Origin of the sequence: Stenotrophomonas sp. MH181796, assembly GCF_009659995.1 — a bacterium.
Taxonomy (GTDB): domain Bacteria; phylum Pseudomonadota; class Gammaproteobacteria; order Xanthomonadales; family Xanthomonadaceae; genus Stenotrophomonas; species Stenotrophomonas riyadhensis.
The window spans coordinates 352,913-376,541 of sequence record NZ_RAHU01000004.1 but is presented as its reverse complement, the minus strand read 5'-3'; the positions used below and the strand labels follow the sequence as shown (position 1 = coordinate 376,541).

The following is a 23,629-nucleotide window of genomic DNA, read 5'->3' as shown; positions in this document are numbered from 1 at the left end:
CCGCCGAATGGGTATACAGTCGACCCATACCGGCACCGTGCCGGAATGAACCCTGGGAGGGGACCATGCGCAACACCTTCAAGACCCTGCTGCTGGCACTGCCGCTGTGCCTGGCCGCCCTGTCGGCCCAGGCCGCCGACGGCGCCGCTGGCCGCTGGAAGACCATCGACGACAAGACCGGCAAGGTGAAGTCGATCGTCGAGATCACCGAGGCCGCCAACGGCACGCTGACCGGCAAGGTGGTCGACATCCTGCACTCGGACAAGGGCCCGAACCCGGTCTGCGATGGATGTGAAGGCGCCAACAAGAACAAGCCGGTGAAGGGCATGACCATCCTCTGGAACCTGAAGGCCGATGGCGCCAACAAGTGGTCCGGCGGCACCATCCTCGACCCGGCCAACGGCAAGACCTACAAGTCGAAGATGGAGCTGCAGCCGGGTGGCACCAAGCTGGACGTGTCCGGCTGCATCGCCTTCATCTGCCGCGCACAGACCTGGCAGCGCGAATAAGCGCCCCCGTCCCCGCTTGATCCCCGTGACCCGGCCCCGGCCGGGTCACGTCGTTGCGGGCATGCGATACTCTGCGGTTCCCCTCGGCTTCACCCCGCGACCATGACCCGTACCGCGCTCGTCACCACCGCCCTGCCCTACGCCAACGGCCCGCTGCATCTGGGCCACCTGGTCGGCTACATCCAGGCCGACATCTGGGTGCGTGCGCGGCGAATGAGCGGCGGCAAGGCCTGGTTCGTCTGCGCCGACGACACCCACGGCACGCCGATCATGCTGGCTGCGGAAAAGGCCGGGGTCACCCCGGAAGCCTTCATCGCCAACATCCAGGCCAGCCACGAACGTGACTTCGCCGCCTTCGGCGTGGCCTTCGACCATTACGACTCGACCAACTCGGCAGCCAACCAGGCGCTGACCGAGCAGTTCTACCTGAAGCTGGAGGCGGCCGGCCATATCAGCCGCCGTTCGGTCGCCCAGTTCTACGACCCGGCCAAGGGCATGTTCCTGCCCGACCGCTACGTCAAGGGCATCTGCCCGAACTGCGGCAGCCCCGACCAGTACGGCGACAACTGCGAAGTCTGCGGCGCCACCTATGCGCCGACCGACCTGAAGGAGCCGCGTTCGGTCATCTCCGGTGCCACGCCGGAAATGCGCGATTCGGAGCACTTCTTCTTCGAGGTGGGCCACTTCGATGCGTTCCTGCGCGAATGGCTGGCCGGCGATGTCGCCCTGCCGGGCGTGAAGGCCAAGCTCGGTGAGTGGCTCAATGCCGAAGGTGGCCTGCGCGCGTGGGACATCTCGCGCGATGCGCCGTACTTCGGTTTCCAGATTCCCGGCCAGCCGGGCAAGTACTTCTACGTCTGGCTGGATGCGCCGATCGGCTACCTGTCCAGCTTCCAGACCCTGTGCGGCAAGCTCGGCGAGGACTTCGAAGCGCACCTGCGTGCCGGCACCAGCACCGAGCTGCACCACTTCATCGGCAAGGACATCGTCAACTTCCACGGCCTGTTCTGGCCGGCGGTGCTGCACGGTACCGGCCACCGCGCGCCGACCCGCCTGCACGTCAACGGCTACCTGACCGTGGACGGCGCCAAGATGAGCAAGTCGCGTGGCACCTTCGTGATGGCCCGTACCTTCCTCGATGCCGGCCTGGAGCCGGAAGCGCTGCGCTATTACTACGCCGCCAAGTCCGGCGGCGGCGTCGACGATCTCGACCTGAACCTGGGTGACTTCATCGCCCGCGTCAACGCCGATCTGGTCGGCAAGTTCGTCAACCTGGCCAGCCGCTGCGCCGGCTTCATCAGCAAGCGCTTCGACGGCCTGTTGGCCGCGCAGCTGCCCGATGCGGCGCAATACCAGCGCTTCGTCGATGGCCTGGCGCCGATCCGTGAAGCCTACGAGCGCAATGACCCGGCCGCGGCGATCCGCCTGACCATGACCCTGGCTGACGAAGCCAACCGCTACATCGACGACGTCAAGCCGTGGGTCATCGCCAAGCAGGAAGGTGCCGACGCACAGCTGCAGGCCGTATGCAGCCAGGGCCTGAACCTGTTCCGCGTGCTGGTCACCGCACTGAAGCCGGTGCTGCCGGCCACCGCCGCGCAGGCCGAGGCCTTCCTGGCCGCGCCGGCAAACGACTGGACCGACCTGGTGCAGCCGCTGCTGGGCCACCGCATCACTGACTACACCCCGCTTTTCACCCGTATCGACCCGAAGAAGATTGACGCCATGATCGACGCCTCCAAGGACACCCTGCAGCCGGCCGCCGCTGCCGCCCCTGCCGCCAAGACCGATGCGGTCAAGCCGGCCGCACCGGCACCGGCCAAGGAAGAAGCCAAGAGCACCGACGCCCCGGCCTACATCGGCATCGACGATTTCGCCAAGCTCGACCTGCGCATCGGCAAGGTGCTGGTGTGCGAGTTCGTGGAAGGCTCGGACAAGCTGCTGCGCTTCGAACTGGACGCCGGCGAACTGGGCAAGCGCCAGATCTTCTCCGGCATCCGTGGCAGCTACGGCGAGCCGGAAGCCCTGGTCGGCCGCAGCGTGGTGTTCATCGCCAACCTGGCCCCGCGCAAGATGCGCTTCGGCCTGAGCGAAGGCATGATCCTGTCGGCCGGTTTCGACGGCGGCGCGCTGGCGCTGCTGGACGCCGACAGCGGCGCACAGCCGGGCATGCCGGTCCGCTGATGCCTGCAGCGGGCGTGGCCACCGCCACGCCCGCCGGCAGCACCGGCCACGGGGGCAACGCGATGGGAAGCAACGGAATGGAACTGGCGCTGTTCGACTTCGACCACACCGTGACCACCTGCGATACCTATGGCCGTTTCCTGCGCCGCGTGGCCACCGCCGAACAGCTGGCGCAGGCGTGGTGGAAGGTCGGCCCGTGGCTGGCCGCATACAAGCTGAAGCTGATCTCGGCCGAACGCATCCGCGCACGCGTCACCCGCCTGACCTTCAGCGACCGCCACAGCGATGACATCACCACGCTGGCGGCAGGCTTCTCGCGTGAGTTCCTGCCCGAGGTTGTGCGCCCGGAAATGCTGGAGCAGATCCGCTGGCACAAGGAACAGCAGCATACCGTGGTGATCGTGTCCGGCTCGCTGGACCTGTACCTGCGGCCGTGGTGCGAGCAGCTGGGCCTGCAGCTGATCTGCAACCGTCTGGAAAGCCAGGACGGCCGCCTGACCGGTCGTTATGCCGGAGGCGACTGCGGCCCGCGCAAGGTCGAGCACATCCGTCGCCAGTTCGATCTGTCGCGCTACGTGCGCATCCATGCCTACGGTGACAGTTCCGAAGACAAGCCGATGCTGGCGCTGGCCCACGAGCGCTGGTTCCGTGGCAAACCCCTGAAGTAACCCCCAACGCGCAGCCTTCGCCACGCATGAGCCTGATCCCGCCCCTGACCGAACGCCTCGACCGCTTGCTGCCGCAGACCCAATGCGGGCAATGCGGCTACGACGGCTGCCGCCCGTACGCGCAGGCGATGGCGCGCGGCGAGGTGGGCGTGGACCGCTGCCCACCGGGCGGCGACGCTGGCGCGCGCGCACTGGCGCAGGTACTGGGCGTGCCCGCCATTCCGTTTGATCGTTCGCGCGGCGAACACAAGGCGCCGCAGGTGGCGCTGATCGTGGAAGCCGACTGCATCGGCTGCACCAAGTGCATCCAGGCCTGCCCGGTGGATGCCATCGTCGGCGGCGCCAAGTACATGCACACGGTCATTGCCGATCTGTGCACCGGTTGCGAGCTGTGCATTCCACCGTGCCCGGTGGATTGCATCGAGATGCTGCCCCTGTAACGGGGTCTGCAGAAGGGGTCAGATCCCTTTTCCAACGGAAAAGGGATCTGACCCCGTTCAATGATTACGGCACCGCTGCCGTCACCACGATCTCGACCTTCCACTCGGCGTGGGCCAGCTTGGCTTCGAAGGTTGCGCGGGCCGGGGTCGCGCCCTCGACCACCCACTCGTCCCATGCCTTGTTCATGCCGTCGAAGTCGGCGATGTCGGCCAGGAACACTTCGGCGCGCAGCACATGCTGGCGATCACTGGCGACCAGCGCCAGCAGCTTGTCGATCTCGGCCAGCACCTGCCGGGTCTGCCCGGTAATGTCCTGGCTGGTGTCTTCCGGAATCTGGCCGGAGAGGTAGGCGACCTTGTTGTACACGGTCATTTCGGACATGCGCGGTCCGACGTCGTAACGCTCCATCATGGGCGTGGCTCCTGCGGGTGATCAGGCCTGCATTGTCCTCCAATCCGGTCAACGATGGGTGCAGGGGGAGCCTTCGCGCAGGATCACTACCGGGCTCCGACACGCCTGCTGGTCAAATGGCGGCGACAGGCGCACGATGCGCCACGCCCGCGTTGACACCGCACTCGCCCCGCCTGACGCACCCTTGCGCCGATGACACCAGCCACCGACCCCGCCACCGCTTCCTCCACCCCGGCATGGAAGCGGGTCCTCACCATCGTCGTTCCCCTGCTGATCCTCTCGCTGGCCCTGCATGGCCTGGCCAGTGAATTCGATGAGCACGGCTACCGCGCGATCCGTCAGGCGTTCCGCCACCTCAGTGCCACCCAGATCGCGCTCACCGTGGTGCTCGGTCTGGCCAGCTACGCCTGCCTGATCGGCTTCGATGCCATCGGCCTGCGACGCAGTGGCATCCGCGTGCATCCGGCGCGCATCGGCATCACCGCCTTCCTTGCGCATACGCTGGGCCAGACCGTGGGCTTTGCGGCATTGACCGGAGGCGCAGTGCGCCTGCGTGGCTACCGCAGCGCCGGCCTGGACCTGGCGCAGATCGGCCAGGTGGTGCTGATGAGCACGCTCGGCTTCGTGTTCGGTGCATGGCTGCTGATCAGTGTGGCGCTGTGCATGGAACCGGCTGCCGCAGCCTTGGCGCTGCCGCTGGATCCCAATGCGGTACGTATCGTCGGCATCGTCGCGTTGCTCGCCTACCTCGCCACGGTGCTGCTGGTCGGCCGCGATGGACGGCAGTTCAGCGTGTTCGGTCATGCGTTGTGGCTGCCCGACCGCCGCACCATGATCGGTGTCACCGTGCTCAGCGTGATCGAACTGGTGCTGGCCAGTGCCGCGTTCTATGTGCTGCTGCCGGACTCCACGCCGACCGGCCTGCCGGGCTTCGTCGGCCTGTACCTGGTGGCAGTGCTGGCCGGCCTGGTCTCGACGGTTCCCGCGGGCCTGGGCGTGTTCGAATGGAGCCTGCTGAAGCTGTTGCCGCAGGTGGCGCCGGCGGCGGTACTGGCGGCGGCGCTGATCTACCGCGTTACCTACTACGTACTCCCGCTGGTGCTGGCCACCCTGCTCGCCCTCGCACCTGCACTGCGTCAGCCGCTACAGGCCAGTGCCGGCGCAACCCGCGCCGGCTGGAACGCGCTGCGCCCGTGGCTGCCGCAGATCATCGCGCTGGCGGTGTTCAGCATCGGCGCCGCGCTGGTCATCGACGGCACGCTGCCGACGCCGCGCCGTCACCTGGTCAACGCCTCGCTGCCGATCCTGGAAACCTCGCACCTGATCGGCAGCCTCAGCGGGGTCGCGCTGCTGCTGATCGGCCAGGGCCTGGCCCGGCGCAGCCATGCGGCGTGGATGCTGGCGATGGTGGTGTGCGTGGTCACCCCGTTGCCGTTGTGGCTGCGTGGTGGCCAATGGCTGATCGCAGTTTCCGCAGTGCTGGTGGCGATGGCACTGTGGGCCGCACGCCGCGAGTTCTACCGCCAGGGTGCCCTGCTGGACGAAGCCTGGTCGTGGCCGTGGCTGCGCAATCTCGGCCTGGTGCTGGTTGCGGTCACCTGGCTGCTGTTCTTCACCTACAGTCATGTCGAATACCAGAACGAGCTGTGGTGGCAGTTCGCGGTGTCGGGCAATGCACCGCGCGCACTGCGTGCGTTGCTGGTGGTCGCCATCGCGCTGGTGATGTTCGGCCTGGCGCGGCTGCTGCACAGCACGCGCAGCCCGCTGCCAGCCGCCGACGAGGCCACGCTGCAATCACTGGCGCCGGTACTGGCCGGTGCCACCGATACCCAGGCCTGCCTGGTACTGACCGCCGACAAGGCGGTGCTGCGCGATGACGCGAAACAGGGCTTCGTGATGATGCAGCGCTACGGCGGTTCGCTGATCGCGATGGGCGATCCGGTCGGCCCGCCTGACGTGGCGCGCGCGTTGATCTGGCGCTTCCGCGAGGAAGCCGACCGGCTGGGCCTGCGCCCGGTGTTCTACCAGGTGGGCGAGACCTACTGGCAGACCTACCTCGACCTGGGCCTGGGCCTGGTCAAGCTGGGCGAGGAAGCGATGGTGCCGCTGCATGACTTCGGCCTGGAAGGCCGCGAACGCGCCGATCTGCGCCAAGCCTGGAACCGGGGCAAGCGCGGTGGCCTGTCCTTCCGCGTGGCACCGGTGGAGGAAATTCCCAGCCTGCTGCCGCGCCTGCACGCAATTTCCAATGCATGGCTGGAAGACAAGGCCGGCGATGAGAAGGGCTTCTCGCTGGGCAGCTACGACCCGGGTTACCTGGTGCGCTTCCCGGTGGCGCTGGTTGAGGCCGAGGGCCAGATCGTGGCGTTCGCCAACCTGTGGCAGGCACCGGCCGGCGCCGAGCTGTCGGTCGACCTGATGCGCCACGTCAACGAAGCACCGAAGGGCACGATGGACTTCCTCTTCATCGAACTGTTCCTGTGGGGCCGCGCGCAGGGCTATGCGCGTTTCTCGCTGGGCATGGCACCGTTGTCCGGGCTGGCACAGCATCGGCTGGCCGGTCGCTGGAACCGACTGGCCGGTCTGCTGGCGCGGCACGGCGAACGCTTCTACGGGTTCAGTGGCCTGCGCCGCTTCAAATCGAAGTTCGATCCGCAGTGGCGGCCGCGCTATCTCGCCGCGCCCGGCGGCATGCATCTGCCGGCCGCGCTGCTGGATGCCACGCGCCTGATCTCGCTGGATCCGCGGCGGAATTGAAGCCGCGATCCGCCGGGCATGACCCGGCGCTACCTGCCACCCGGTAGGTGTCGACCTTGGTCGACACGCTCATCCCGCGGTGCCTTCAGCCCCGGCGCCGACCAAGGTCGGCGTCTACCAACAGCCGTCGAGCGTGGCTCGACGCTACATGCGCCTGGTAGGTGTCGACCTTGGTGGACACGCTCATTCCACGGCACCTTCAGCCCCGGCGCCGACCAAGGTCGGCGTCTACCAGCAGCCGTCGGGCGTGGCTCGACGCTACATGCACCTGGTAGGTGTCGACCTTGGTCGACACGCTCATCCCGCGGCGCCTTCAGCCCCGGCGCCGACCAAGGTCGGCGTCTACCAACAGCCGTCGAGCGTGGCTCGACGCTACATGCGCCTGGTAGGTGTCGACCTTGGTCGACACGCTCATCCCGCGGTGCCTTCAGCCCCGGCGCCGACCAAGGTCGGCGTCTACCAACAGCCGTCGAGCGTGGCTCGACGCTACATGCGCCTGGTAGGTGTCGACCTTGGTCGACACGCTCATCCCGCGGTGCCTTCAGCCCCGGCGCCGACCAAGGTCGGCGTCTACCAACAGCCGTCGAGCGTGGCTCGACGCTACATGCGCCTGGTAGGTGTCGACCTTGGTCGACACGCTCATCCCGCGGTGCCTTCAGCCCCGGCGCCGACCAAGGTCGGCGTCTACCAACAGCCGTCGAGCGTGGCTCGACGCTACATGCGCCTGGTAGGTGTCGACCTTGGTCGACACGCTCATCCCGCGGTGCCTTCAGCCCCGGCGCCGACCAAGGTCGGCGTCTACCAACAGCCGTCGAGCGTGGCTCGACGCTACATGCGCCTGGTAGGTGTCGACCTTGGTCGACACGCTCATCCCGCGGTGCCTTCAGCCCCGGCGCCGACCAAGGTCGGCGTCTACCAGCAGCCGTCGAGCGTGGCTCGACGCTACATGCGCCTGGTAGGTGTCGACCCTGGTCGACACGCTCAGCCCGCGGCGCCTTCAGCCCCAGCGCCGACCAAGGTCGGCGTCTACCAAACGCTACACCCCGCCCTTCAGGATCACTTCGGCGAGGCGGTCGTAGTCGCCACCAAAATGGTGATCGCCCGGCAGCTTCACCTTCCTCACGCCGTCATTGGCCGGCAGGTCCGGGCACAGCGCGTCCTCATCCTTGTCGCCGTACACGCACAGCGTTTTTTCCGCCGGCAGCCTGGCCACTTCCGGTGCAATCGGCAGGCCGTCACCGCCACCGCCCAGCCAGTTGCTGACATGGAATTCGAAGTCGGCCTTCCTGCCCACCGACAGCAGCACGATGCGCTCCAGCGCCTCACGGGTGCCAGCGTCGAGCTGGTTGATGGTGGCCGGCAGCACGTCGGCGCCCTGCGAGAAACCGATCAACATCACCTTGTCGCGGTGCCATTGCTGGCGGTAGTGGTCGATGATCTTCTGCAGGTCGCCCGCAAAGCCCTTCGGTGTGCGCTCGCTCCAGAAGTAGCGCAGCGAATCGATGCCGACGACCGCCACGCCATGCTCGTTGAGTGACGACGCCACGTTCTTGTCCAGGCCAGCCCAGCCACCGTCACCGGAGACGAACACCGCCAGCGTATCGCCGCTGCCGGTCGCCGGCATTTCCACCACGGGCAGGCCCTTCAGTGCAGCAGGCGGCGGTGCCAGGCTGACGCCGGCCTGCGCGCCGATCACCCGTGCCGCAGCCACCAGGCCCGGTGACGCATCACCGCGCGCAGTGCGCTTGAACTCGCGTGCCATCGCGACCTGCTGCACGAACGCGCTGGCCTGGCCGACCTTGCAGCCGCGGTCACCGGCCGCGCTCAGCCACGGAAAATTCAGTTCGGCCGGCTGCAGCCTGTCGTGCTTCACACCATCGCCGCAGACCATGCGCTGGTGGTTGTGGTCCGGGCAGAAGCCGGTGGTCAGTACACCGGCAAACACCTGGGTATCGGCCTGCGCTGCCAGCGAATAGGCCATCTCGGCACCTTCGCCATCACCGCCGACCAGCGGCAGGTGGTAGCCGGGCAGATGCAGCGAGGCCTGCAGCCAACGTGAGAAATTCTCGACGTCACCGGAACCGAACGAACAGGTCGGGTCCCCCTCGCGCTTGAGCACACCGCGCAGGTGCGCAATGTCCACTGCCGCGACCAGCGCGCCATCGGCACGCAGGGCCTCGATCGGCAGGCGGCTGGTGTCACCACCGGCCGTGGGTTCGTGGAACCAGATCACCACCCGTTGCGGCGTGCCGGATGGCATGTGCACCGGAATCTGCTCGAACCGCCCATGGCTGAACTGCTGCGGGGTCACGGCCGCCGTTGCCGGCAGCGCGGCCAGCGCCAGTACCACACCCATTGCCCTGCCCAGCCCTGCACGCTTCATATCGCATCCCCGATGGAATGCGCACACGATACGCCGCCGCCGCGTGCACGGCACGTACCGGCGCAGGCCGTTGGGGATTCAGTGGGCTGCGGCCCGACGGCTGCGACGGTACAGCGCCATCGCCAGATACAGCAGCCAGCCAACGATCACCGCGATCACCACTTTCTGTCCCAGCCCACGCGGTGGACCACCACGCCACAGCACATGCAGCCACAGCAGCACAAAGGCCAGCCATGCCCAGCCCCAGAGCAGGCCCGCAGCGGACTGCCAACCCGGTTCGCGGCGCAGATACCAGGCCTGCAGCAGCATGCCGACGCTGGCACACAGGAACGCCGTGTTGGCTGCCAGCCCATGGATGAACGGTGCCAGCAGCGGTGTTGCTTCAGGCAGCCAGCTGTCGCCGATGGCGACCGTCGCCAGGCCCAGCGCGGAAACCGTGAACAGCAATGGTGCGGCCGCACTGCGCCGCGGGCCGATGCTGCCGCGATACAGCGCAATGCCAAGCGCCGCAATGGCCAGCGCCAGCAGGCAGTAGGCAGCGCGCAATGCCAGCCCCCACGGCCCGTGCAGGTACAGGCTCAAGGTCGCCCGCACCCAGTCCAGATCACTGCGCGCAACCTGGGTCCACAGCGCGGTGGCCACGAACAGCACCAGTGCCACCAGCGCCAGCACCGCCGCCGGGCGTGCACGGCTCATGGTGCGGCCTCTGGATGCCGCGTCTTCCACTCGGCCAGCGCCTTGCGGTAGCGCTGCAGCTCATCGGAATACAGGTCCAGCACACACAGCGGGCAACCACTGCCGCAGCATTCGTTGGGGCCGGGTTCTTCCGGTGGCAGCGGGCGGGGATCGGGATCAGGGACGGACACGGTCGGAAACGGCAATCATTGGAAACAGGCCACCAGTGTACCGGGCCGGCTCAACCACCCAGCTGACGTCGCAGGTTGTCACGGGCGGCCGCGTCCAGGCGCTGGTGGAAGAACTCGCTGAGGAAGATCCGCGGAGCGCGCAGCAGGCCCTGCAGGAAGCGGCGACGGCCGGCACGGTACAGGAAGCCCGGCACCACCCCTTTGTATTCTTCGGCCACGCCACGGTCATAGGCAGCGAACACCGGCTCCGGCGCGGCCAGGATGGCCATGTCGCAGTCCAGGAACAGCGCCGCCTCGGCATCCACATCCTCTGGACCAAGCGCGCCGTGGCGGGCGGTCAGCAGGATCAATTGCTCCACGCGAGCGGCGTCGACAGTGGCAAGCTCTGGCGCCTGTGCGATCGCCTGCAGAGCCAGCTGCGCCGAACGCGCCTCGTTGTCCTTGCGCCCCGCCTGATAGATCGCATCGTGATAGAGCACGGCCAGATAGATCTCGGCCGGCTGCTTCCAGCCGGGGCCATCGGCGACCTCCTGGCAGTGCTGCAGCACCGCGCGCACATGGCCGAAGTGGTGGTAGGCCCGTGGCGGCGTTGCATAGCTGTCCTGCAGCGCCTGCCACTGCGCCGGGGCAAGCGTCAGCGGTGAGAAGTCCATGACCGGATCATCCCGCCTGTGCCGGCGCCGGGCAAGCTGGCGGTTTTTTCACCACGCACTCACAACGCTTGCCGGGCGGGGCCCGGAGCCAGTTGTCCACAGCTTTGTCGAGCGCTGGTCCACACCGGTTGTGGATGAACGCGGCGCCGACCAACGGTCGCTGCAGCCGGACATCCATGGGCATACACTCGCCACAGGCGGGAGCGCCCGCCGCTGCCGGGAACCGTCATGTACCGTTCTGCCGCCCATTGCCTCACTCTTTCGCTGCTGGCCTTCTGTGCTCCTGCCTTCGGCGCAGGCCAGGCACCGCCCGCCGATGTGGTGACGACCCCGACCATCACCGTGTCGGCCGCACGTGTGCCGACCCCGGAAGAAGTGTTCGCCATTCCCGCGGACCTGCGTGCGATGCTCCAGAAGCAGGTGATCCAGCGCAGCTACTCCCGCGACCAGCGGCTGCAGGCGCTCGTGGAGATGATCTTCGACCAGCACGGGCTGGACCTGCAGTACGACGCCAATGCGACCTACACCGTCAGCGATATCTGGCAGCACCGCCGCGCCAACTGCCTGGCCTTCACCCTGCTGTTCGTGACGCTTGCGCGGGAGGCTGGCATCCAGGCCCGCGTGCAGGAAGTCGGGCAGGTGGTGTCCTGGTACCAGGACCAGGACGCGGGCGTGGTCTACAGCGTCGGCCACGTCAACGCCGGTGTCGACGTCGGTGGGCGTTTCGGTACCGTCGATCTGGACCGCAATGTGCTCTATGACCGCCGCGGCCCGGTTCCCGTCAGCCGTGCGCGGGCGTTGGCGCACTTCTACAACAACCGGGGTGCGGAGCGCCTCGCCGACGGTGATTTCGTCGGCGCGCGTGCATTCTTCGACGCGTCCCTGGCCCAGGACAGCGGGTTCGCTCCGGTGTGGAACAACCTCGGCGTGCTCGACCACCGCGAAGGCAACAACGAGGCGGCGCGGCAGGCGCTGGACCGATCGCTGCAGCTGGAAGGCCGCCAGGATGCCGCACTGACCAATGCCTCCGCGCTGTTCCGCAGCCTGGGCTTGACCGCGCAGGCACAGTCACTTGAGCGCCGGTTGAAGTCGGTGCAGCGCGAAGACCCGTTCGCGCAGTACATGTTCGGCGCCAAGGCCGAACGTGCCGGCCAGCTGGACCAGGCGATCCGCTATTACCGGCAGGCCGTGCGCCTGTATGACACCGCGCATCAGTTCCACTTCGGGCTGGCACGGGTCTATTTCCTGGCTGGCCAGCTCAAGCGCGCCGATCGCGAACTGCTGCGTGCGCAGGAACTGGGGGGCGCGCCGGAGCAGGCGCGCTACCAGGCCAAGCTGGACAGCCTGGCCCGCTGGCGCGCGCAGCAGCAGGCCAAGCGCTGAAGGCGATCAGGCCTTCTTGAGGAAGCAGGTCTTCAGGACCAGGCCCTTGATCTTGTCCGAGTTGCCTTCGATGTGCTCGGCGTCATCCTCGACCAGGCGGATGTTGCGGATTACGGTGCCCTGCTTGAGCGGGATCGAGGAGCCCTTGACCTTCAGGTCCTTGATCACGGTGACGGTGTCGCCGGCCTGCAGGGTGTTGCCGTTGCTGTCACGCACGACCAGGGTGGAACCGGCGCTTTCCTCGGCGGTCCATTCGAAACCGCAGTCGGCGCAGATCCACAGCGCACCATCGGCGTAGGTGTTTTCCAGGGTGCACTGCGGGCAGGCGGGGGCAGAAGACATCAGCAAGTACCTCAAAGTGAATCAACAGCCGCCATTGTAACCGCCTGGCTCGCTGCCCTTTTCCGGCCAGCGCCCGGCGGCTCGCATGACCCGATCCGGAACCCCCACCCAGAACAGAAGGCCGCAGGAACTTGCAGTCGGCGACGAACTGCAGCAGAGTGCGCGGCCCCTGATCGCCCCCCGGAACTCCCCATGCGCCTCGGCATCGACTTCGGTACCAGCAACTCCGCCGCCGCCATCGTGCATGAGGGGAAACTGCTGCCGATCCGCTTCGGCGACGCCGAGCAGTTCCGCACCAGCGTGTACTTCCCTGGCGTGGTGCCCGACCCGGACGACTTCCAGCTCGACGCCGGCCAGGAACACGAGCTGCAGCAGATGATCGACAGCGCCGCGCGCGCGGCCCGTGCCGCCGGCCAGGAACGCACGCCGCAGGCGCTGCGCCGCGAAGCCCTGCGCGCACTGCGCCGGGAATGGATGGAAGCCCGCGCCGGCAAGGAGCGCAGCGCCAGCGACCTGCTGCAGAACGCGGTCTACGGCGACGACGCGCTGGAAGCCTATTTCGAGGAACACGAAGGCAACCTGGTGCAGAGCCCGAAGTCGATGCTGGGCTACAACCTGCACCCGCGCGCGAAGCAGACCATCACCGGCATCGCCGCGCACATCCTCGAGCACATCCGCCTGACCGCCAGCGCCCAGCTTGGCCAGCCGCTGCGTGCCGCCCTGCTCGGCCGCCCGGTGCAGTTCCGCAGCTCGATCGGCGCGGCCGGCAACGATCAGGCACTGGACATCCTGCGCGAAGCCGCCACCCAGGCCGGTTTCGACCAGATCGATTTCCTCGAGGAACCGGCCGCGGCGGCCATGCATTACCACGCCGAAAGCCGCGAGCGGCACCAGGCGGTGATCGTTGACATCGGCGGCGGTACCACCGATATCGCCCACGCCGAGGTTGGTGGCGATGCTGCGCCGCGCATCCACCGCGCCTGGGGTATCGCCCGTGGCGGTACCGACATCGATCTGGCGCTGAGCCTGTCCAGCTACATGCCGCTGTTCGGCCGCGGCATCACCCGCGTGCCCGCCCACCACTACGTGGAAGCCGCCACCGTGCAGGACATGACGCGCCAGCGCGACTTCCGCCAGCACAAGTACGACCATGTCGACGACCCGTGGGGCGCGCGCCTGCAGGCCCTGCAGGACACCGGCAACACCGCCCGCCTGTACCGCGATGTCGAACGCGCCAAGATTGCCCTCAGCGCCGCCAGCGAACACCGCAGCACGCTGGACTACATCGCCCGCGACCTGCATGCCGACAGCAGCGCCGACGGCCTGGCCGCCGCCGCCCATGGCTACCTGGAGCAGATCCGCGAGCTGCTGGCCCAGGTCCGCAGCGACATCGGCGGCGACCCGGACGCGGTGTTCCTGACCGGTGGCATGTCCCGTGCCGGCTACCTGCGCCAGGCCGTGGCCGAGGCCTTCCCGGGGGCCCGCATGGTCCACGGCGAGCCCTCGCTGGGCGTGGTCCAGGGCCTTGCGCTGGCGGCAGCCAGCCAGGATTAACAAAACGTTACGCGGTCTAAGTTACTCTTGGTCGGCTAGAACCACGCTGCACCTTCCGCCGGCCACGCCGGTGTGTGTCCACAGTGCAGCCTGGCCCGCCCCGCGGGCCTAGCGGCCATGCCTTCCTGGCTCGTTCATGGTCCGCGCAGCACCTGAGCCGCCATCGAGACCCGCTTTGGGCACCCGCCAGGCCCCTGTGGCCTTACAACCTGACGCAGCACCTGCACCCATCGACTGCCGCCGTTGTGACGCGGTCTGTTGCCGGCTGCCCGTGCTGCTGCAGCCCGGCGACCACGTGCCCGGCCAGTTCCTGTCACGCGACACCCACGGCCGTGCCGTGATGGCGCGCAACGAGGAAGGCTGGTGCGCGGCGATCGATCCCTATCACCTGCGCTGCACGATCTATTCGCAGCGCCCGGCGATCTGCCGCCAGTTTTCGATGGGCGGCGATGACTGCCGCCGCGAGCGGCAGGACTACCTGCGCCAGGCCGATGCCTGGGCGCTTTCCTCCCCTTCCACCTGACAGGAGCAACCATGCCCCGCAAGGCAAAGACCCCCGCGAAGGCCAGCAACAGCATCCGCAGCGAACGCAAGGGCGCGGCCGCCAGCACAGTGGTCAGCAGCGATTCGATCGCTTCGGACCTGGCAGCGTTCCGCAAGGCCGGTGGCAAGATCGAAGTCCTCGGCACCACCTGGGCACTGAAGAAAGCCAGCTGACCCAGTATCGACCGCGGCGGCGCTGCCGCCGCGGCCTGCCGGATCGCGTTCAGCGGTCCAGGCGTACCCGCACACTGCCCGAATGCGACTGGATGCGGATGTCACCGTCGCCGCCGCCCAGACGCGTATCGAGGTGGCTGCCCGGCCCATAGCGCGGCCGCTCCACCTGCCCGGCGTCACTGTTGATCGACCCGCTGAAGCTGTTCACCGACAGCTGTGCCGACACCGTGCGCGGCAGGCTCAGCGTGACCGAGGCACTGACCGATTCGACGTTGATGCGGCCGCCGGGAGCCAACCCGGCCGCTGCCAGATCGATGCTGCCCGAGACGGTCTCCACCGCCAGCCGCTGCACGCGCCCGGCGTCCACCTCGACCCGGCCGGACACAGTCTGCGCACCGATATCACCGGACACGCCGCCGCCAGCCTCGATCCGGCCACTGACCGTGTTCACGTCCAGCTTCGGCGTCTGCAGGCGTGCGCTGACGCTGCCGCTGACCGTGTTGAGCTTGCTGTCGCCACTGCGGCCAGCCGCGCTCAGGCTGCCGCTGACCGTGTCGGCCTGCAGCCGTCGCACATCGATGCCACTGATGTCCTGGCTGGCGCTGACCGTGCTCAGCAGCAGCTCCACCGAGCGCGGCACGTTCAGTACCAGCGTCGCGCCACCATTGCTGCTGCGGCGCGGGTATTCGATCTCCCAGCGCACACGGTTGGCACTTTTCTCCTGACGCAGCTGCAGGCCGTCGCTGAGCGTGCCGGTGAGCTGCACGTCATTGCGGTCCCAGCCACGCACGGTCACCTTGCCGGCCACATTGCTCAGCTCGATGCGACCGCCCGCGGCCAGGGTGTGGCGCTCGTCGATGCGGGTGTCGGCCAGCGCCACGGCAGGGGCCAGCAGCAGCGCGACACAGCAGGAAATCAGGGTTCGGGTCATGGGGGTCTCCTCAGGTCGTCAAGCCGGACTCGGCGGCATAGGCCGCCTGCCGGGTCAGTTCCAGCCGCAGCGCGTAGGTGCGCTTGAGCTGGCCAAGCAGGTGCGGCGCACGCGGGTCCTGCGCCAAGGCGGCACGGATCTGCGCTGCGCTTTCATCCAGTTCGTGCAGCGCCGGCTGCCATTCCGGCGCCCGTCCATCGGGCAGCGAAGCGACGGCCTGCTGGTACTGCTCGGTCATCGCCGCCGCCTGCAGCTGCAGCGCTGAAGGTACCGGCACCTCCGGCTGCACATGCCGCCACGGTGCCACCGCGTAGAGCGCCAGGCTGGCCGCCAATGCCGCACCGACCGGCAGCCACCAGCGACGCCGCGAGCGCGCTGGCAGGGCCACCACGTTGTCGCCCGGCGCAGGTGCCGCCTGCGGTTCACGCGGCGGCAGCTGCGCCGACAGGCGTGCCCAGCCATCGGTGGGTACGCCGCGTTCGGTCGGCAGCGCGCGCAGCCGGGCCAGCAGATCGTGGTCGGAATCGTGGTCGTGTGTACTCATGTCATGTCTCCCAGCCGTGCGCGCAACAGGCCGCGCGCACGATGCAACTGTGCCTTGGAACTGCCGACGGCCATCTGCAGCTGTTCGGCGATTTCCTGGTGTTTCCAGCCTTCGATGTCGTGCAGTACCAGTACCGCACGTGCCCGTGGCGGCAGTGTCGACAGTGCCCGTTCGAGGTCGCGTTCGGTGCCGGCGCAACGATCGTGCACTGCCAGCTCCTGCAACCCTCCGTCCACTTCGTCGAGGCTGTCGTGATCCTGCCCGCCCGCACGTCCGCGCAGCTCCATCAGTGCCGCGTTGACGCCCAGCCGGTGCAGCCAGGTCGACAGGCTGCTCTCGAAACGGAAGCCCGGCAGCGCCTTCCACGCCTGCAGGAACGCTTCCTGCAGCGCGTCCTCGGCGCGTGCCTGCTGGCCGCCACACAGCCGCCACAGCACAGCGAATACACGGGGCGCGTGGCGCCGGTACAGCAGTTCATAGGCAGCGGTATCTCCGGCGGCCGCCGCCCGCACCAGGGCGGGTTCATCGACGGCGTCGTTGGCGGCAGGCGGCGCGGGCATGGTGGTGTCGAGCATATCGCTTGGATGCGGCGACCCGGGAAAAGGTTTAGAGCCGATCGATGATCGATGGTATGCAACCTTTTGGGTGGCTGCTGCATCCATGAAAGGTCCTTCGCGAAATTGCCGTCCAGGAGTCCTGCCATGTCCAGCCCATCCTGCGCCGCCCTGCTGGTGATCACCGCCTGTGTCCTGCTGCAGGCGCTGGGCCTGTCACTGCAGCTGCGTCCCGACAATGGCCGCGCCTGCCTGCAGCAGCACCGCCAGGAGCTAGTGTGCGTGGCCTGGAACCCGGCGGTCGAATCCCCCGCACGCGCCGGGTAACATCAGGGGCCGTTCCCGCCGCCTGTTTTCGCCCCATGATGTTGTCGCTGAAGGATCACCTGCCCGCCTGGACCCACCCGTGGTTGAACTACGCCGGCGTCGCCCTGCAGATCGTACTGGTGCTGCTGGTCGCATGGCTCCTGCGCGTGCTCGCCCGTCGCCTGATCCGCCGCTTCGCCGAGCACTACACGCTGCCGCCGGAGATGGTGATGGGTGCGCGCCGGATCACCAGTTTCGTGGTCTATTTCAGTGCCCTGCTGTACATCCTCAGCCTGCTCGGCGCGAAGCCGTCGGTGCTGTGGACCGCGTTCACCGGTTTTGCCGCCGTGGGCGCGGTGGCCTTCTTCGCGGCGTGGAGCGTGCTGTCCAACATCTTCTGCACGCTGCTGATCTTCACCACCCGTCCGTTCCGCCTGCACGACTACATCGAGGTCCTGGAGAACGGCGAGAAACCTGGCCTGAAGGGCCGGGTGATCGACGTGAACCTGATCTACACCACGCTGCAGGAGACCGGCGACGGCCACGAGGGCACGGTGCTGCAGCTGCCGAACAACCTGTTCTTCCAGCGCACGGTGCGCCGCTGGCGTGACCCGGCGCAGGCCCCCGGCGGCATCCAGGGCGACGGCTGAGGGTGGTTTTCGGCAGGGCTGCGCCCTGCACCCGCTATGAGCTGGAGCAACAGCACCAGCAACAGCAAAGGCGAAAACAAAAGCCGGCATTCCGTGGGTTGGCGGGATGGATCCGGTGGCGGGAGACGCCGTAAACCCGTCCATGGGGGCTTGGCCGCGGCATCCATGCCGCGGACACTCCCGCCACCGGACCCACCCCGCCTTCGACAGATTTCCGCGAGCTGTCGGAACGACGCGTTGCCCTGGTGGGTGTCGACCTAGGTCGACACGGTAGATCCACGCCATGCGTGGATGACTCATTCGATATCTGACAGATGTGTCGACCAAGGTCGACACCTACCAACAGCCGCGGGAATCTGTCAGAGGCGGGACGGTGTGGGTAGGCAGGACCGTTGGCGCCATGGATGGCGCCATCGAGCCCCCATGGGTGAGGGCGCTTTGCTTGCGAAGCACTGCTTCGCAAGCGCCCGAACGCCCAGCCGCCAGCGGCTGGGCCGGACCCCGGAGGGGGGTTTACGGCGTGTCCTGCCTACCCACACCGTCCCGCCTACCTACGGAATGCCCGCTTTTGACGTTGAAGTTGCCTTGGCTTGAAGGCCTCGGCGGGTGCAGGGCGCAGCCCTGCCGAACAACCTTTACCTCAACTGGCTGTCCTTGCTGCCACGCCGGTTGTAGCCGGCATGCGCCTGCGCCTCATCGTCATGCGCCTGCTGGCACGCCACGCACAGCCGTACCCCGGGCACGGCCTGACGCCGCGCCAACGGGATCGGCGCGTCGCATTCCTCACAGTGTTCCAGACCCGGGCCCTCGCGCAGCTGGCGCCGCGCGCGGGCGATCGCATCGTCGACGGTGGCGTCGATCTGGTCCTGGACCGCGCTGTCTCCCGCCCAACCGGTGGCCATGGCCATCCTCCGCAGGTGTGTCGCCTGATATGGGGACGATACACCCGCGCCCAAAGGAGCAGACCTGGGTTGAGCCGAGCCATGCCCGGCAAGCCTTCAGCAAGCCGAGCAGGAAGTGGACGGATCCGATCAGGCCGATTGCGGCTTAATCCCCTCCGTCCCCTTTTTGCTTACCAGACCAGGTCGTCCGGCACCTGGAACTGCGCGTAGTAGGCGTCGTCCTCGGCATTGCCGGTGGAGATCTCGGCGGTCGAGCCCGGCTGGCCGTGGTCGACGATGATCGCCTCCGGGGCGCGCTCACGCACCTTTTCGGCAGCGGCACGCGGCAGCAGGGCGTAGCCCTCGCCGTGGGCAACGATGACCAGCACGCCCACCGACAGCGCCTTGCGCAGCTTGGGGTCGATCAGCAGGGTGCGGATCGCCGCGCCATCGCTGAAGCGGTACTCGTCGTCGCCCTTGTGGGGCACGGCATGGGCGGTGATGATCTGCTTGGCCTGCGCTTTCTGTTCAGCCTGCCTGGCCTGGGCGTTGCGCTCGGCGGCCAGCGCACGGTCGCGCTCGACCTTCTCAGCGCGGGCCCGTTCAGCCTCGCGCTGGACCTCGGCCGAGGTCGATTCGGCCTTGCCCTGGCGGGCCTTGGCCTGCGCGCTCGCGGCGGCGCTGGCCTGCGACTTCTTGGCCAGGCCGGCCTTGAGCAATTGTTCCTGCAGCGCGTTGGGCTTTGCCATGGTCGATGCGTACCGCGTGTAATCTTGGATGTCCCCATTCTACCGACGCCCCGCCGCCCCTGCATGGCAGTCCTGAAGTACCTCACCGGCTATCCCGAACCCCTGGTCGCCCAGGTCAGCGAACTGCTGGCGCAGGGCAAGCTTGGCCCCTGGCTGCAACAACGCTACCCCGACCCGCACGAGGTGCGCAGCGACCGCCAGCTGTACGACTACACCCAGGAGCTGAAGGACCGCTACCTGCGCAAGTCGGTGCCGCTCAACAAGGTCTGCTACGACAACACGCTGGAAGTGATCAAGCACGCGCTGGGCACCCATACCGCCATCTCCCGCGTGCACGGCGGCCGCCTCAAGGCCAGCCGCGAGATCCGCATCGCCACCGTGTTCCGCCAAGCGCCAGCGGCGTTCCTGCGCATGATCGTGGTGCATGAGCTGGCCCACCTGAAGGAAGCCGACCACAACAAGGCCTTCTACCAGCTGTGCCAGCACATGGAGCCGGAGTACCTGCAGCTGGAATTCGATACCCGCCTGTACCTGACCGAGCTGGCCAACCGCGGCCAGCGCTGACCGGCCGCAGCAGCTACACTGCGCGCCCCCTGCCCGACCTGCCCGCCATGGAACCGATCCGTCTCGACAAACGCCTGTCCGCCCTGCTCGGCATCCCGCGCGGTGAAGCGCGGCGCTACATCGAAGGCGGCTGGGTCACGGTCAACGGCGATGTGGTGGAACAGCCGCAGCGCCCGGTCGATGACAACGCGGTGATCGTGGTGGCCGACCAGGCCAGCGATGAAAAGGCCGAGCGGGTCAGCATGCTGCTGCACAAGCCGGCCGGTGTCGCCGCCGAAACCCTGTGTGCCCTGGTCAGCAGTGACAGCCGCAGCGAACTTGATGCCAGCGACATCCGTCCACTGCAGCGTCACTTCCACGGCCTGCAGCTGGCCGCCTCGCTTCCGGCCAGCGACAGCGGTCTGGTGGTGGTCAGCCAGGATCCGGCCACGCTGGCTCACCTGCAACGCAATCTAGGCCGCACCGAGCAGGAATACCTGATCGAAGTGGCCGAAGGCGGTCCCGAGCGCGGCCCGTGGCTGATGGCGCGGCTGCAGCAGGAATCGGGCGGCGCCAAGGTCAGCTGGCAGAGCGAGCAGCGCCTGCGCTTCGCCGGCAAGGGGCTGACTGCCAAAGGCCTGCGCGTGGCGGTCACCGCCGCCGGCCTGCAGGTCACGGCCGTGCGCCGCCTGCGCATCGGGCGCGTGGCGCTGGGGCCGCTGCCGCCGGGGCAGTGGCGCTACCTGGGCAGCGACGAGCGCTTCTGAGGCCGTCCAGGGTCAGAGCCCTTGCCTGCGACAAGGGGTCTGATCCTTAAACCCTCGGGGTCGGATCCCTTTCCGCGGGAAAGGGCTCTGACCCCATCCACGCATGGCGTGGATCTACAGCAATGGGTCTTTCGGCTTTCATCCACGCGCGGCGTGGCTCTACCATCGGGGCATGAGCCTGCCCAAGCCTTTGTGGCGACGCCTGCTGCGCGTCGCTGCGATCATCCTCGCCGCGCTGTTGCTGCTGGTCCTGTCCGGCCTGCTGCTGGCCGACCACCTCACGCCGCAGGCACAGGGTGCGCCCTCGCACGTTCTGCCGCTGCAGCCGGCGCAGACCCGCATCGACCGGCAGATCGTGCCATTGCAGGAGGCCCATCCCGGCCAGTCCGGCGTGGCGTTCCTCAGCGATGGCATGGATGCGTTCGCCGCGCGCGCGATGATCACCGCGCACGCCGGGCGCAGCCTGGACCTGCAGTACTACATCTGGCACGACGACCTGATCGGCCACCTGATGGCCAAGGCGTTGTATGACGCCGCCGAGCGCGGCGTGCGCGTGCGCATCCTGCTCGACGACATGAACGCCAAGGACAAGGACGCACTGATGATGGCGCTCGATGCGCACCCGAACATCGAGATTCGCCTGTACAACCCGTTCCGCAACCGCAGCGGCATCGCACGTACGCTGGAACTGGTGCAGCGCGCCTTCAGCGTGAACCACCGCATGCACAACAAGAGCTGGATCGCCGATGGCCGCATCGCGATCGTCGGTGGCCGCAACATCGGCGAGGAGTACTTCAGCGCGCGCGACGATGTGAACTTCCAGGACCTGGACCTGGTGGTGGCCGGCCCCGCCGTGCAGCAGGCCAACCGGATCTTCGACGACTACTGGAACAGCAGCGCGGCCATCCCGATTTCCGCGCTGGCCTCGTACAGCGATGAACAGCTGCGGCAACTCGTGCAGCAGTCGGACCTGGATGCGATGCATGCCAAGGCCCAACCCTACCTGCAGCGCGTGGCCGACTCGCGCCGCCTGCAACGGCCCAGCCCGGAGCCACTGCACTGGAGCACGAACGTGCGCATCGCCTCCGATCCGCCGATGAAGCACCGCGACGATGATCGCCGCAACTGGCTGGTCAACACGCTCAGCGACGAGCTGGCAACCGCCCGTCGCAGCGCACTGCTGATCTCGCCCTACTTCGTCCCTGGCAGCGAAGGCGTTGAAGGCCTGTCGGCGCTGGCCGCGCGCGGTGCGCAGGTCGGCGTGGTCACCAACTCGCTGGCCGCCAACGACGTAGCGGCAGTGCACGGCGGCTACATGGGCTACCGCGTGCCGCTGTTGAAGGCTGGCATACAGCTGTACGAACTGAAGGCACACGGCCAGCTGGATACCAGCCTGTTCGGCAGCAGTGGCGCCAGCCTGCATACCAAGGCACTCGTGGTCGATGATCGCCGTGGCTTCGTCGGCTCGTTCAACCTCGATCCGCGCTCGGCCTACCTCAACACCGAAATGGGCGTGCTGTTCGACGACCCGGTGCTGGGCGCGCAGCTGCGCGACGAGTACCTGCGCCTGGCCAGCCCGGAACACAGTTGGTGGCTGGCACTGGGGCGCAATGATGAGCTGCGCTGGCTGCAGCGGCAGCCACCGCCGCACTGGGTGGAAGCCGAACCCGGTGCCAGCCTCGGCAAGCGCTGGACTGCGCGCGTGATCAGCTGGCTGCCGGTGGAATCGCAGCTGTAGCGCTCAGGCGGCCGGTCCAGCTTCGTCCTGCGCGGCCTCATCCAGCGTTTCCACGCTGCGCCCATGCAGGCGTCGCCAGATCCAGCGCAATGCATGCGGCGGCGCCGAAGGCAGCTGTTCCAGCAGGGCCAGCATGCGGCTCTGGCTGGCATGGCCATGCCGGCACAGCAGACTCGCTGCGGCCGCCGCACTGGCCAGGCGCAGGCTGTCAGCCAACGGTCCTTGCGCATTCACCGCCAAAGCCTGATGCACCGGCTCAGGCAACTCCCAGGCGGCGGCGACCCGCTGCGCCAGCGGCAACGACCACTGCTGCAACAGCTGCAGTGCCAGCGCCGGCTCCACGGTCTCGCCACGAGCCTGCGCTTCCTGCAGCAGCTGGCGCATCACCAGCGCTGCGCCCAGGCCCTGAACCAGGCCCAGCCACTGCGCGGCGAAGGCATCGCCAAAGGTGACCGTGCGTGCGTGGTCAGCGGCTGCGCGCGAGGCCAGCAGCGCGTGCTCCCAGATGATCGTGCTGAACTGTGGGAACACCTCGCACTGCACCTGCATCACCGGCTGCACCAGTACGGCGCTGATGATCTGTCGCACGCCCTCGGTGCCGACCAGGGTCACCGCCCGCTGCAGGCTTTCCACCGGCCGCTCGTGCACCTTGTAGGCCGGGCTGTTGGCGATACGCAACAAGTTGCCGGTGAGCACCGGATCCTGGCCGATGATTGCCGCCATCACCCGTGCCGAGGCGGCATCGTCGTTGACGGTCTGGATCAGCTGCGGCAGCAGTTGAGGACGGCGCGGCAGGTGCCGGGCCGCCCAGTCGCGGTCCTGCAGCGCACGCGCCACCGCCTCCCCCAGCGGCGAATCCATTACCGGTGCCGATTCGCCAGCCAACCGCGGGGACAAGGCCAGCGCATGCAACCCGCGCTGCAGGTGCGCGCTGATTTCGCCGGGAGGCAGGGCATCGCCCTGCAGACTGGCAGCTGCGGCGGCCACCGCCTGGCGGGAGGCAGCGACCAGGCGCGCCGGAGCCATTCCGGTCGAGCATGTCAGCCAGCCGCACAGCGATCGCCACCAGGCCGGCGTCATCGCCGCCTGCCCTGTCGT

The 23,629-nt window shown here is 67.9% G+C and carries 26 protein-coding genes; 14 read left to right on the top strand and 12 right to left on the bottom strand.

The features are described 5' to 3' along the window. Window positions 1-65 precede the first annotated feature (65 nt). From D5301_RS11985 to rnfB, 4 genes are all read left to right on the top strand, one after another. Window positions 66-509 carry a DUF2147 domain-containing protein gene (locus tag D5301_RS11985; RefSeq protein ID WP_014038046.1) on the top strand — a complete coding sequence of 148 codons (444 nt, stop codon included), beginning with the start codon at window positions 66-68 and terminating at the stop codon, window positions 507-509. Between the two features lie 102 nt (window positions 510-611). Beyond that, complete coding sequence (gene metG, locus D5301_RS11980; RefSeq protein ID WP_153855785.1) at window positions 612-2,693, top strand: methionine--tRNA ligase; 2,082 nt, start codon at window positions 612-614, stop codon at window positions 2,691-2,693. 77 nt (window positions 2,694-2,770) lie between these two features. Beyond that, the gene (locus tag D5301_RS11975; protein ID WP_075677000.1) at window positions 2,771-3,361 is read left to right on the top strand and encodes an HAD family hydrolase; all 591 of its coding nucleotides are present in this window, start codon (window positions 2,771-2,773) and stop codon (window positions 3,359-3,361) included. A gap of 26 nt (window positions 3,362-3,387) precedes the next feature. Then, window positions 3,388-3,801, top strand: coding sequence for an Rnf electron transport complex subunit RnfB (rnfB, locus tag D5301_RS11970; protein ID WP_110713085.1), 414 nt, complete (start codon window positions 3,388-3,390; stop codon window positions 3,799-3,801). A gap of 64 nt (window positions 3,802-3,865) precedes the next feature. Here the strand turns inward: rnfB and D5301_RS11965 are convergent, their stop codons facing one another. Next, on the bottom strand, window positions 3,866-4,213 hold the full coding sequence (locus D5301_RS11965) for a RidA family protein (RefSeq protein WP_005418155.1): 348 nt from the start codon (window positions 4,211-4,213) through the stop codon (window positions 3,866-3,868). A 192-nt stretch (window positions 4,214-4,405) separates the two neighbouring features. Here D5301_RS11965 and mprF point away from each other — a divergent pair, with 192 nt between their 5' ends. Continuing rightward, a complete protein-coding gene (mprF, locus tag D5301_RS11960) occupies window positions 4,406-6,970 on the top strand; it encodes a bifunctional lysylphosphatidylglycerol flippase/synthetase MprF (RefSeq protein WP_153855784.1) in 2,565 nt (854 codons plus the stop codon). Window positions 6,971-8,006: 1,036 nt separating this feature from the next. Here mprF and D5301_RS11955 read toward each other — a convergent pair. From D5301_RS11955 to D5301_RS11940, 4 genes are all read right to left on the bottom strand, one after another. Then, entirely contained in the window at window positions 8,007-9,353 is a 1,347-nt protein-coding gene (locus D5301_RS11955) for an AcvB/VirJ family lysyl-phosphatidylglycerol hydrolase (RefSeq protein ID WP_053092114.1), read from the bottom strand. Between the two features lie 78 nt (window positions 9,354-9,431). Further along, window positions 9,432-10,049, bottom strand: coding sequence for a DUF998 domain-containing protein (locus D5301_RS11950; RefSeq protein ID WP_032130397.1), 618 nt, complete (start codon window positions 10,047-10,049; stop codon window positions 9,432-9,434). Further along, window positions 10,046-10,219, bottom strand: a complete 174-nt coding sequence (locus tag D5301_RS11945; RefSeq protein WP_049398321.1) for an oxidoreductase-like domain-containing protein — start codon at window positions 10,217-10,219, stop codon at window positions 10,046-10,048. The genes D5301_RS11950 and D5301_RS11945 overlap by 4 nt, the downstream gene beginning before the upstream one ends. A gap of 50 nt (window positions 10,220-10,269) precedes the next feature. Next, window positions 10,270-10,872 (bottom strand): hypothetical protein, encoded by a 603-nt coding sequence (locus D5301_RS11940; RefSeq protein ID WP_153855783.1) that lies wholly within the window; start codon window positions 10,870-10,872, stop codon window positions 10,270-10,272. A gap of 228 nt (window positions 10,873-11,100) precedes the next feature. Between D5301_RS11940 and D5301_RS11935 the strand changes: the two genes are divergently transcribed. Further along, a complete protein-coding gene (locus tag D5301_RS11935; protein WP_032129363.1) occupies window positions 11,101-12,255 on the top strand; it encodes a tetratricopeptide repeat protein in 1,155 nt (384 codons plus the stop codon). 6 nt (window positions 12,256-12,261) lie between these two features. Here the strand turns inward: D5301_RS11935 and D5301_RS11930 are convergent, their stop codons facing one another. Continuing rightward, window positions 12,262-12,597, bottom strand: coding sequence for a zinc ribbon domain-containing protein YjdM (locus D5301_RS11930; protein WP_010482882.1), 336 nt, complete (start codon window positions 12,595-12,597; stop codon window positions 12,262-12,264). A 192-nt stretch (window positions 12,598-12,789) separates the two neighbouring features. On the opposite strand from D5301_RS11930, the gene D5301_RS11925 reads away from it, so the two are divergent. The 3 genes from D5301_RS11925 (at window position 12,790) to D5301_RS11915 (ending at window position 14,868) form a co-directional block, all read left to right on the top strand. Continuing rightward, a complete protein-coding gene (locus D5301_RS11925; RefSeq protein WP_071228695.1) occupies window positions 12,790-14,151 on the top strand; it encodes an Hsp70 family protein in 1,362 nt (453 codons plus the stop codon). Between the two features lie 229 nt (window positions 14,152-14,380). After that, the gene (locus D5301_RS11920) at window positions 14,381-14,674 is read left to right on the top strand and encodes a YkgJ family cysteine cluster protein (RefSeq protein ID WP_053462562.1); all 294 of its coding nucleotides are present in this window, start codon (window positions 14,381-14,383) and stop codon (window positions 14,672-14,674) included. A gap of 11 nt (window positions 14,675-14,685) precedes the next feature. After that, window positions 14,686-14,868: a hypothetical protein gene (locus tag D5301_RS11915; RefSeq protein WP_005410566.1), complete on the top strand. Its 183-nt coding sequence runs from the start codon at window positions 14,686-14,688 to the stop codon at window positions 14,866-14,868. Between the two features lie 49 nt (window positions 14,869-14,917). Here D5301_RS11915 and D5301_RS11910 read toward each other — a convergent pair whose 3' ends face one another. Genes D5301_RS11910 through D5301_RS11900 form a run of 3 tightly spaced genes read right to left on the bottom strand, consistent with a single transcriptional unit; the run spans window position 14,918 to window position 16,918 of the window. After that, window positions 14,918-15,799 (bottom strand): DUF4097 family beta strand repeat-containing protein, encoded by an 882-nt coding sequence (locus D5301_RS11910; RefSeq protein ID WP_032129361.1) that lies wholly within the window; start codon window positions 15,797-15,799, stop codon window positions 14,918-14,920. 10 nt (window positions 15,800-15,809) lie between these two features. Continuing rightward, a complete protein-coding gene (locus D5301_RS11905; protein ID WP_153855781.1) occupies window positions 15,810-16,343 on the bottom strand; it encodes a hypothetical protein in 534 nt (177 codons plus the stop codon). Beyond that, window positions 16,340-16,918, bottom strand: coding sequence for an RNA polymerase sigma factor (locus D5301_RS11900; RefSeq protein ID WP_032129359.1), 579 nt, complete (start codon window positions 16,916-16,918; stop codon window positions 16,340-16,342). The genes D5301_RS11905 and D5301_RS11900 overlap by 4 nt, the downstream gene beginning before the upstream one ends. 126 nt (window positions 16,919-17,044) lie before the next feature. Here D5301_RS11900 and D5301_RS11895 point away from each other — a divergent pair, with 126 nt between their 5' ends. Further along, window positions 17,045-17,224 carry a hypothetical protein gene (locus D5301_RS11895; protein ID WP_049398314.1) on the top strand — a complete coding sequence of 60 codons (180 nt, stop codon included), beginning with the start codon at window positions 17,045-17,047 and terminating at the stop codon, window positions 17,222-17,224. A 35-nt stretch (window positions 17,225-17,259) separates the two neighbouring features. Then, window positions 17,260-17,853, top strand: coding sequence for a mechanosensitive ion channel family protein (locus tag D5301_RS11890; RefSeq protein WP_080291803.1), 594 nt, complete (start codon window positions 17,260-17,262; stop codon window positions 17,851-17,853). A gap of 635 nt (window positions 17,854-18,488) precedes the next feature. On the opposite strand, the gene D5301_RS11885 is transcribed toward D5301_RS11890, so the two are convergent. Further along, the gene (locus tag D5301_RS11885; protein WP_110714363.1) at window positions 18,489-18,755 is read right to left on the bottom strand and encodes a DksA/TraR family C4-type zinc finger protein; all 267 of its coding nucleotides are present in this window, start codon (window positions 18,753-18,755) and stop codon (window positions 18,489-18,491) included. 170 nt (window positions 18,756-18,925) lie between these two features. Then, entirely contained in the window at window positions 18,926-19,483 is a 558-nt protein-coding gene (locus tag D5301_RS11880) for a DUF2058 domain-containing protein (protein WP_110713100.1), read from the bottom strand. Window positions 19,484-19,546: 63 nt separating this feature from the next. On the opposite strand from D5301_RS11880, the gene D5301_RS11875 reads away from it, so the two are divergent. The 3 genes from D5301_RS11875 (at window position 19,547) to D5301_RS11865 (ending at window position 22,531) form a co-directional block, all read left to right on the top strand. Further along, window positions 19,547-20,047 carry a M48 family metallopeptidase gene (locus D5301_RS11875; protein WP_005414217.1) on the top strand — a complete coding sequence of 167 codons (501 nt, stop codon included), beginning with the start codon at window positions 19,547-19,549 and terminating at the stop codon, window positions 20,045-20,047. A gap of 47 nt (window positions 20,048-20,094) precedes the next feature. Then, a complete protein-coding gene (locus tag D5301_RS11870; protein WP_110713102.1) occupies window positions 20,095-20,793 on the top strand; it encodes an RNA pseudouridine synthase in 699 nt (232 codons plus the stop codon). Between the two features lie 172 nt (window positions 20,794-20,965). Continuing rightward, window positions 20,966-22,531, top strand: a complete 1,566-nt coding sequence (locus D5301_RS11865; RefSeq protein WP_194936631.1) for a phospholipase D family protein — start codon at window positions 20,966-20,968, stop codon at window positions 22,529-22,531. 3 nt (window positions 22,532-22,534) lie between these two features. On the opposite strand, the gene D5301_RS11860 is transcribed toward D5301_RS11865, so the two are convergent. Next, on the bottom strand, window positions 22,535-23,611 hold the full coding sequence (locus D5301_RS11860; protein ID WP_110713105.1) for an HDOD domain-containing protein: 1,077 nt from the start codon (window positions 23,609-23,611) through the stop codon (window positions 22,535-22,537). Between the last annotated feature and the right edge of the window lie 18 nt (window positions 23,612-23,629).

What these genes read in the sequence shown, in the direction of transcription:
- D5301_RS11985 (WP_014038046.1), top strand. Translation starts at nt 66, where the DNA reads ATGCGCAACACCTTCAAGACCCTGCTGCTGGCACTGCCGCTGTGCCTG.
- metG (WP_153855785.1), top strand. Translation starts at nt 612, where the DNA reads ATGACCCGTACCGCGCTCGTCACCACCGCCCTGCCCTACGCCAACGGC.
- D5301_RS11975 (WP_075677000.1), top strand. Translation starts at nt 2,771, where the DNA reads ATGGAACTGGCGCTGTTCGACTTCGACCACACCGTGACCACCTGCGAT.
- rnfB (WP_110713085.1), top strand. Translation starts at nt 3,388, where the DNA reads ATGAGCCTGATCCCGCCCCTGACCGAACGCCTCGACCGCTTGCTGCCG.
- D5301_RS11965 (WP_005418155.1), bottom strand. Translation starts at nt 4,213, where the DNA reads ATGATGGAGCGTTACGACGTCGGACCGCGCATGTCCGAAATGACCGTG.
- mprF (WP_153855784.1), top strand. Translation starts at nt 4,406, where the DNA reads ATGACACCAGCCACCGACCCCGCCACCGCTTCCTCCACCCCGGCATGG.
- D5301_RS11955 (WP_053092114.1), bottom strand. Translation starts at nt 9,353, where the DNA reads ATGAAGCGTGCAGGGCTGGGCAGGGCAATGGGTGTGGTACTGGCGCTG.
- D5301_RS11950 (WP_032130397.1), bottom strand. Translation starts at nt 10,049, where the DNA reads ATGAGCCGTGCACGCCCGGCGGCGGTGCTGGCGCTGGTGGCACTGGTG.
- D5301_RS11940 (WP_153855783.1), bottom strand. Translation starts at nt 10,872, where the DNA reads ATGGACTTCTCACCGCTGACGCTTGCCCCGGCGCAGTGGCAGGCGCTG.
- D5301_RS11935 (WP_032129363.1), top strand. Translation starts at nt 11,101, where the DNA reads ATGTACCGTTCTGCCGCCCATTGCCTCACTCTTTCGCTGCTGGCCTTC.
- D5301_RS11930 (WP_010482882.1), bottom strand. Translation starts at nt 12,597, where the DNA reads ATGTCTTCTGCCCCCGCCTGCCCGCAGTGCACCCTGGAAAACACCTAC.
- D5301_RS11925 (WP_071228695.1), top strand. Translation starts at nt 12,790, where the DNA reads ATGCGCCTCGGCATCGACTTCGGTACCAGCAACTCCGCCGCCGCCATC.
- D5301_RS11915 (WP_005410566.1), top strand. Translation starts at nt 14,686, where the DNA reads ATGCCCCGCAAGGCAAAGACCCCCGCGAAGGCCAGCAACAGCATCCGC.
- D5301_RS11910 (WP_032129361.1), bottom strand. Translation starts at nt 15,799, where the DNA reads ATGACCCGAACCCTGATTTCCTGCTGTGTCGCGCTGCTGCTGGCCCCT.
- D5301_RS11905 (WP_153855781.1), bottom strand. Translation starts at nt 16,343, where the DNA reads ATGAGTACACACGACCACGATTCCGACCACGATCTGCTGGCCCGGCTG.
- D5301_RS11900 (WP_032129359.1), bottom strand. Translation starts at nt 16,918, where the DNA reads ATGCTCGACACCACCATGCCCGCGCCGCCTGCCGCCAACGACGCCGTC.
- D5301_RS11895 (WP_049398314.1), top strand. Translation starts at nt 17,045, where the DNA reads ATGTCCAGCCCATCCTGCGCCGCCCTGCTGGTGATCACCGCCTGTGTC.
- D5301_RS11890 (WP_080291803.1), top strand. Translation starts at nt 17,260, where the DNA reads ATGATGTTGTCGCTGAAGGATCACCTGCCCGCCTGGACCCACCCGTGG.
- D5301_RS11885 (WP_110714363.1), bottom strand. Translation starts at nt 18,755, where the DNA reads ATGGCCACCGGTTGGGCGGGAGACAGCGCGGTCCAGGACCAGATCGAC.
- D5301_RS11880 (WP_110713100.1), bottom strand. Translation starts at nt 19,483, where the DNA reads ATGGCAAAGCCCAACGCGCTGCAGGAACAATTGCTCAAGGCCGGCCTG.
- D5301_RS11875 (WP_005414217.1), top strand. Translation starts at nt 19,547, where the DNA reads ATGGCAGTCCTGAAGTACCTCACCGGCTATCCCGAACCCCTGGTCGCC.
- D5301_RS11870 (WP_110713102.1), top strand. Translation starts at nt 20,095, where the DNA reads ATGGAACCGATCCGTCTCGACAAACGCCTGTCCGCCCTGCTCGGCATC.
- D5301_RS11865 (WP_194936631.1), top strand. Translation starts at nt 20,966, where the DNA reads ATGAGCCTGCCCAAGCCTTTGTGGCGACGCCTGCTGCGCGTCGCTGCG.
- D5301_RS11860 (WP_110713105.1), bottom strand. Translation starts at nt 23,611, where the DNA reads ATGACGCCGGCCTGGTGGCGATCGCTGTGCGGCTGGCTGACATGCTCG.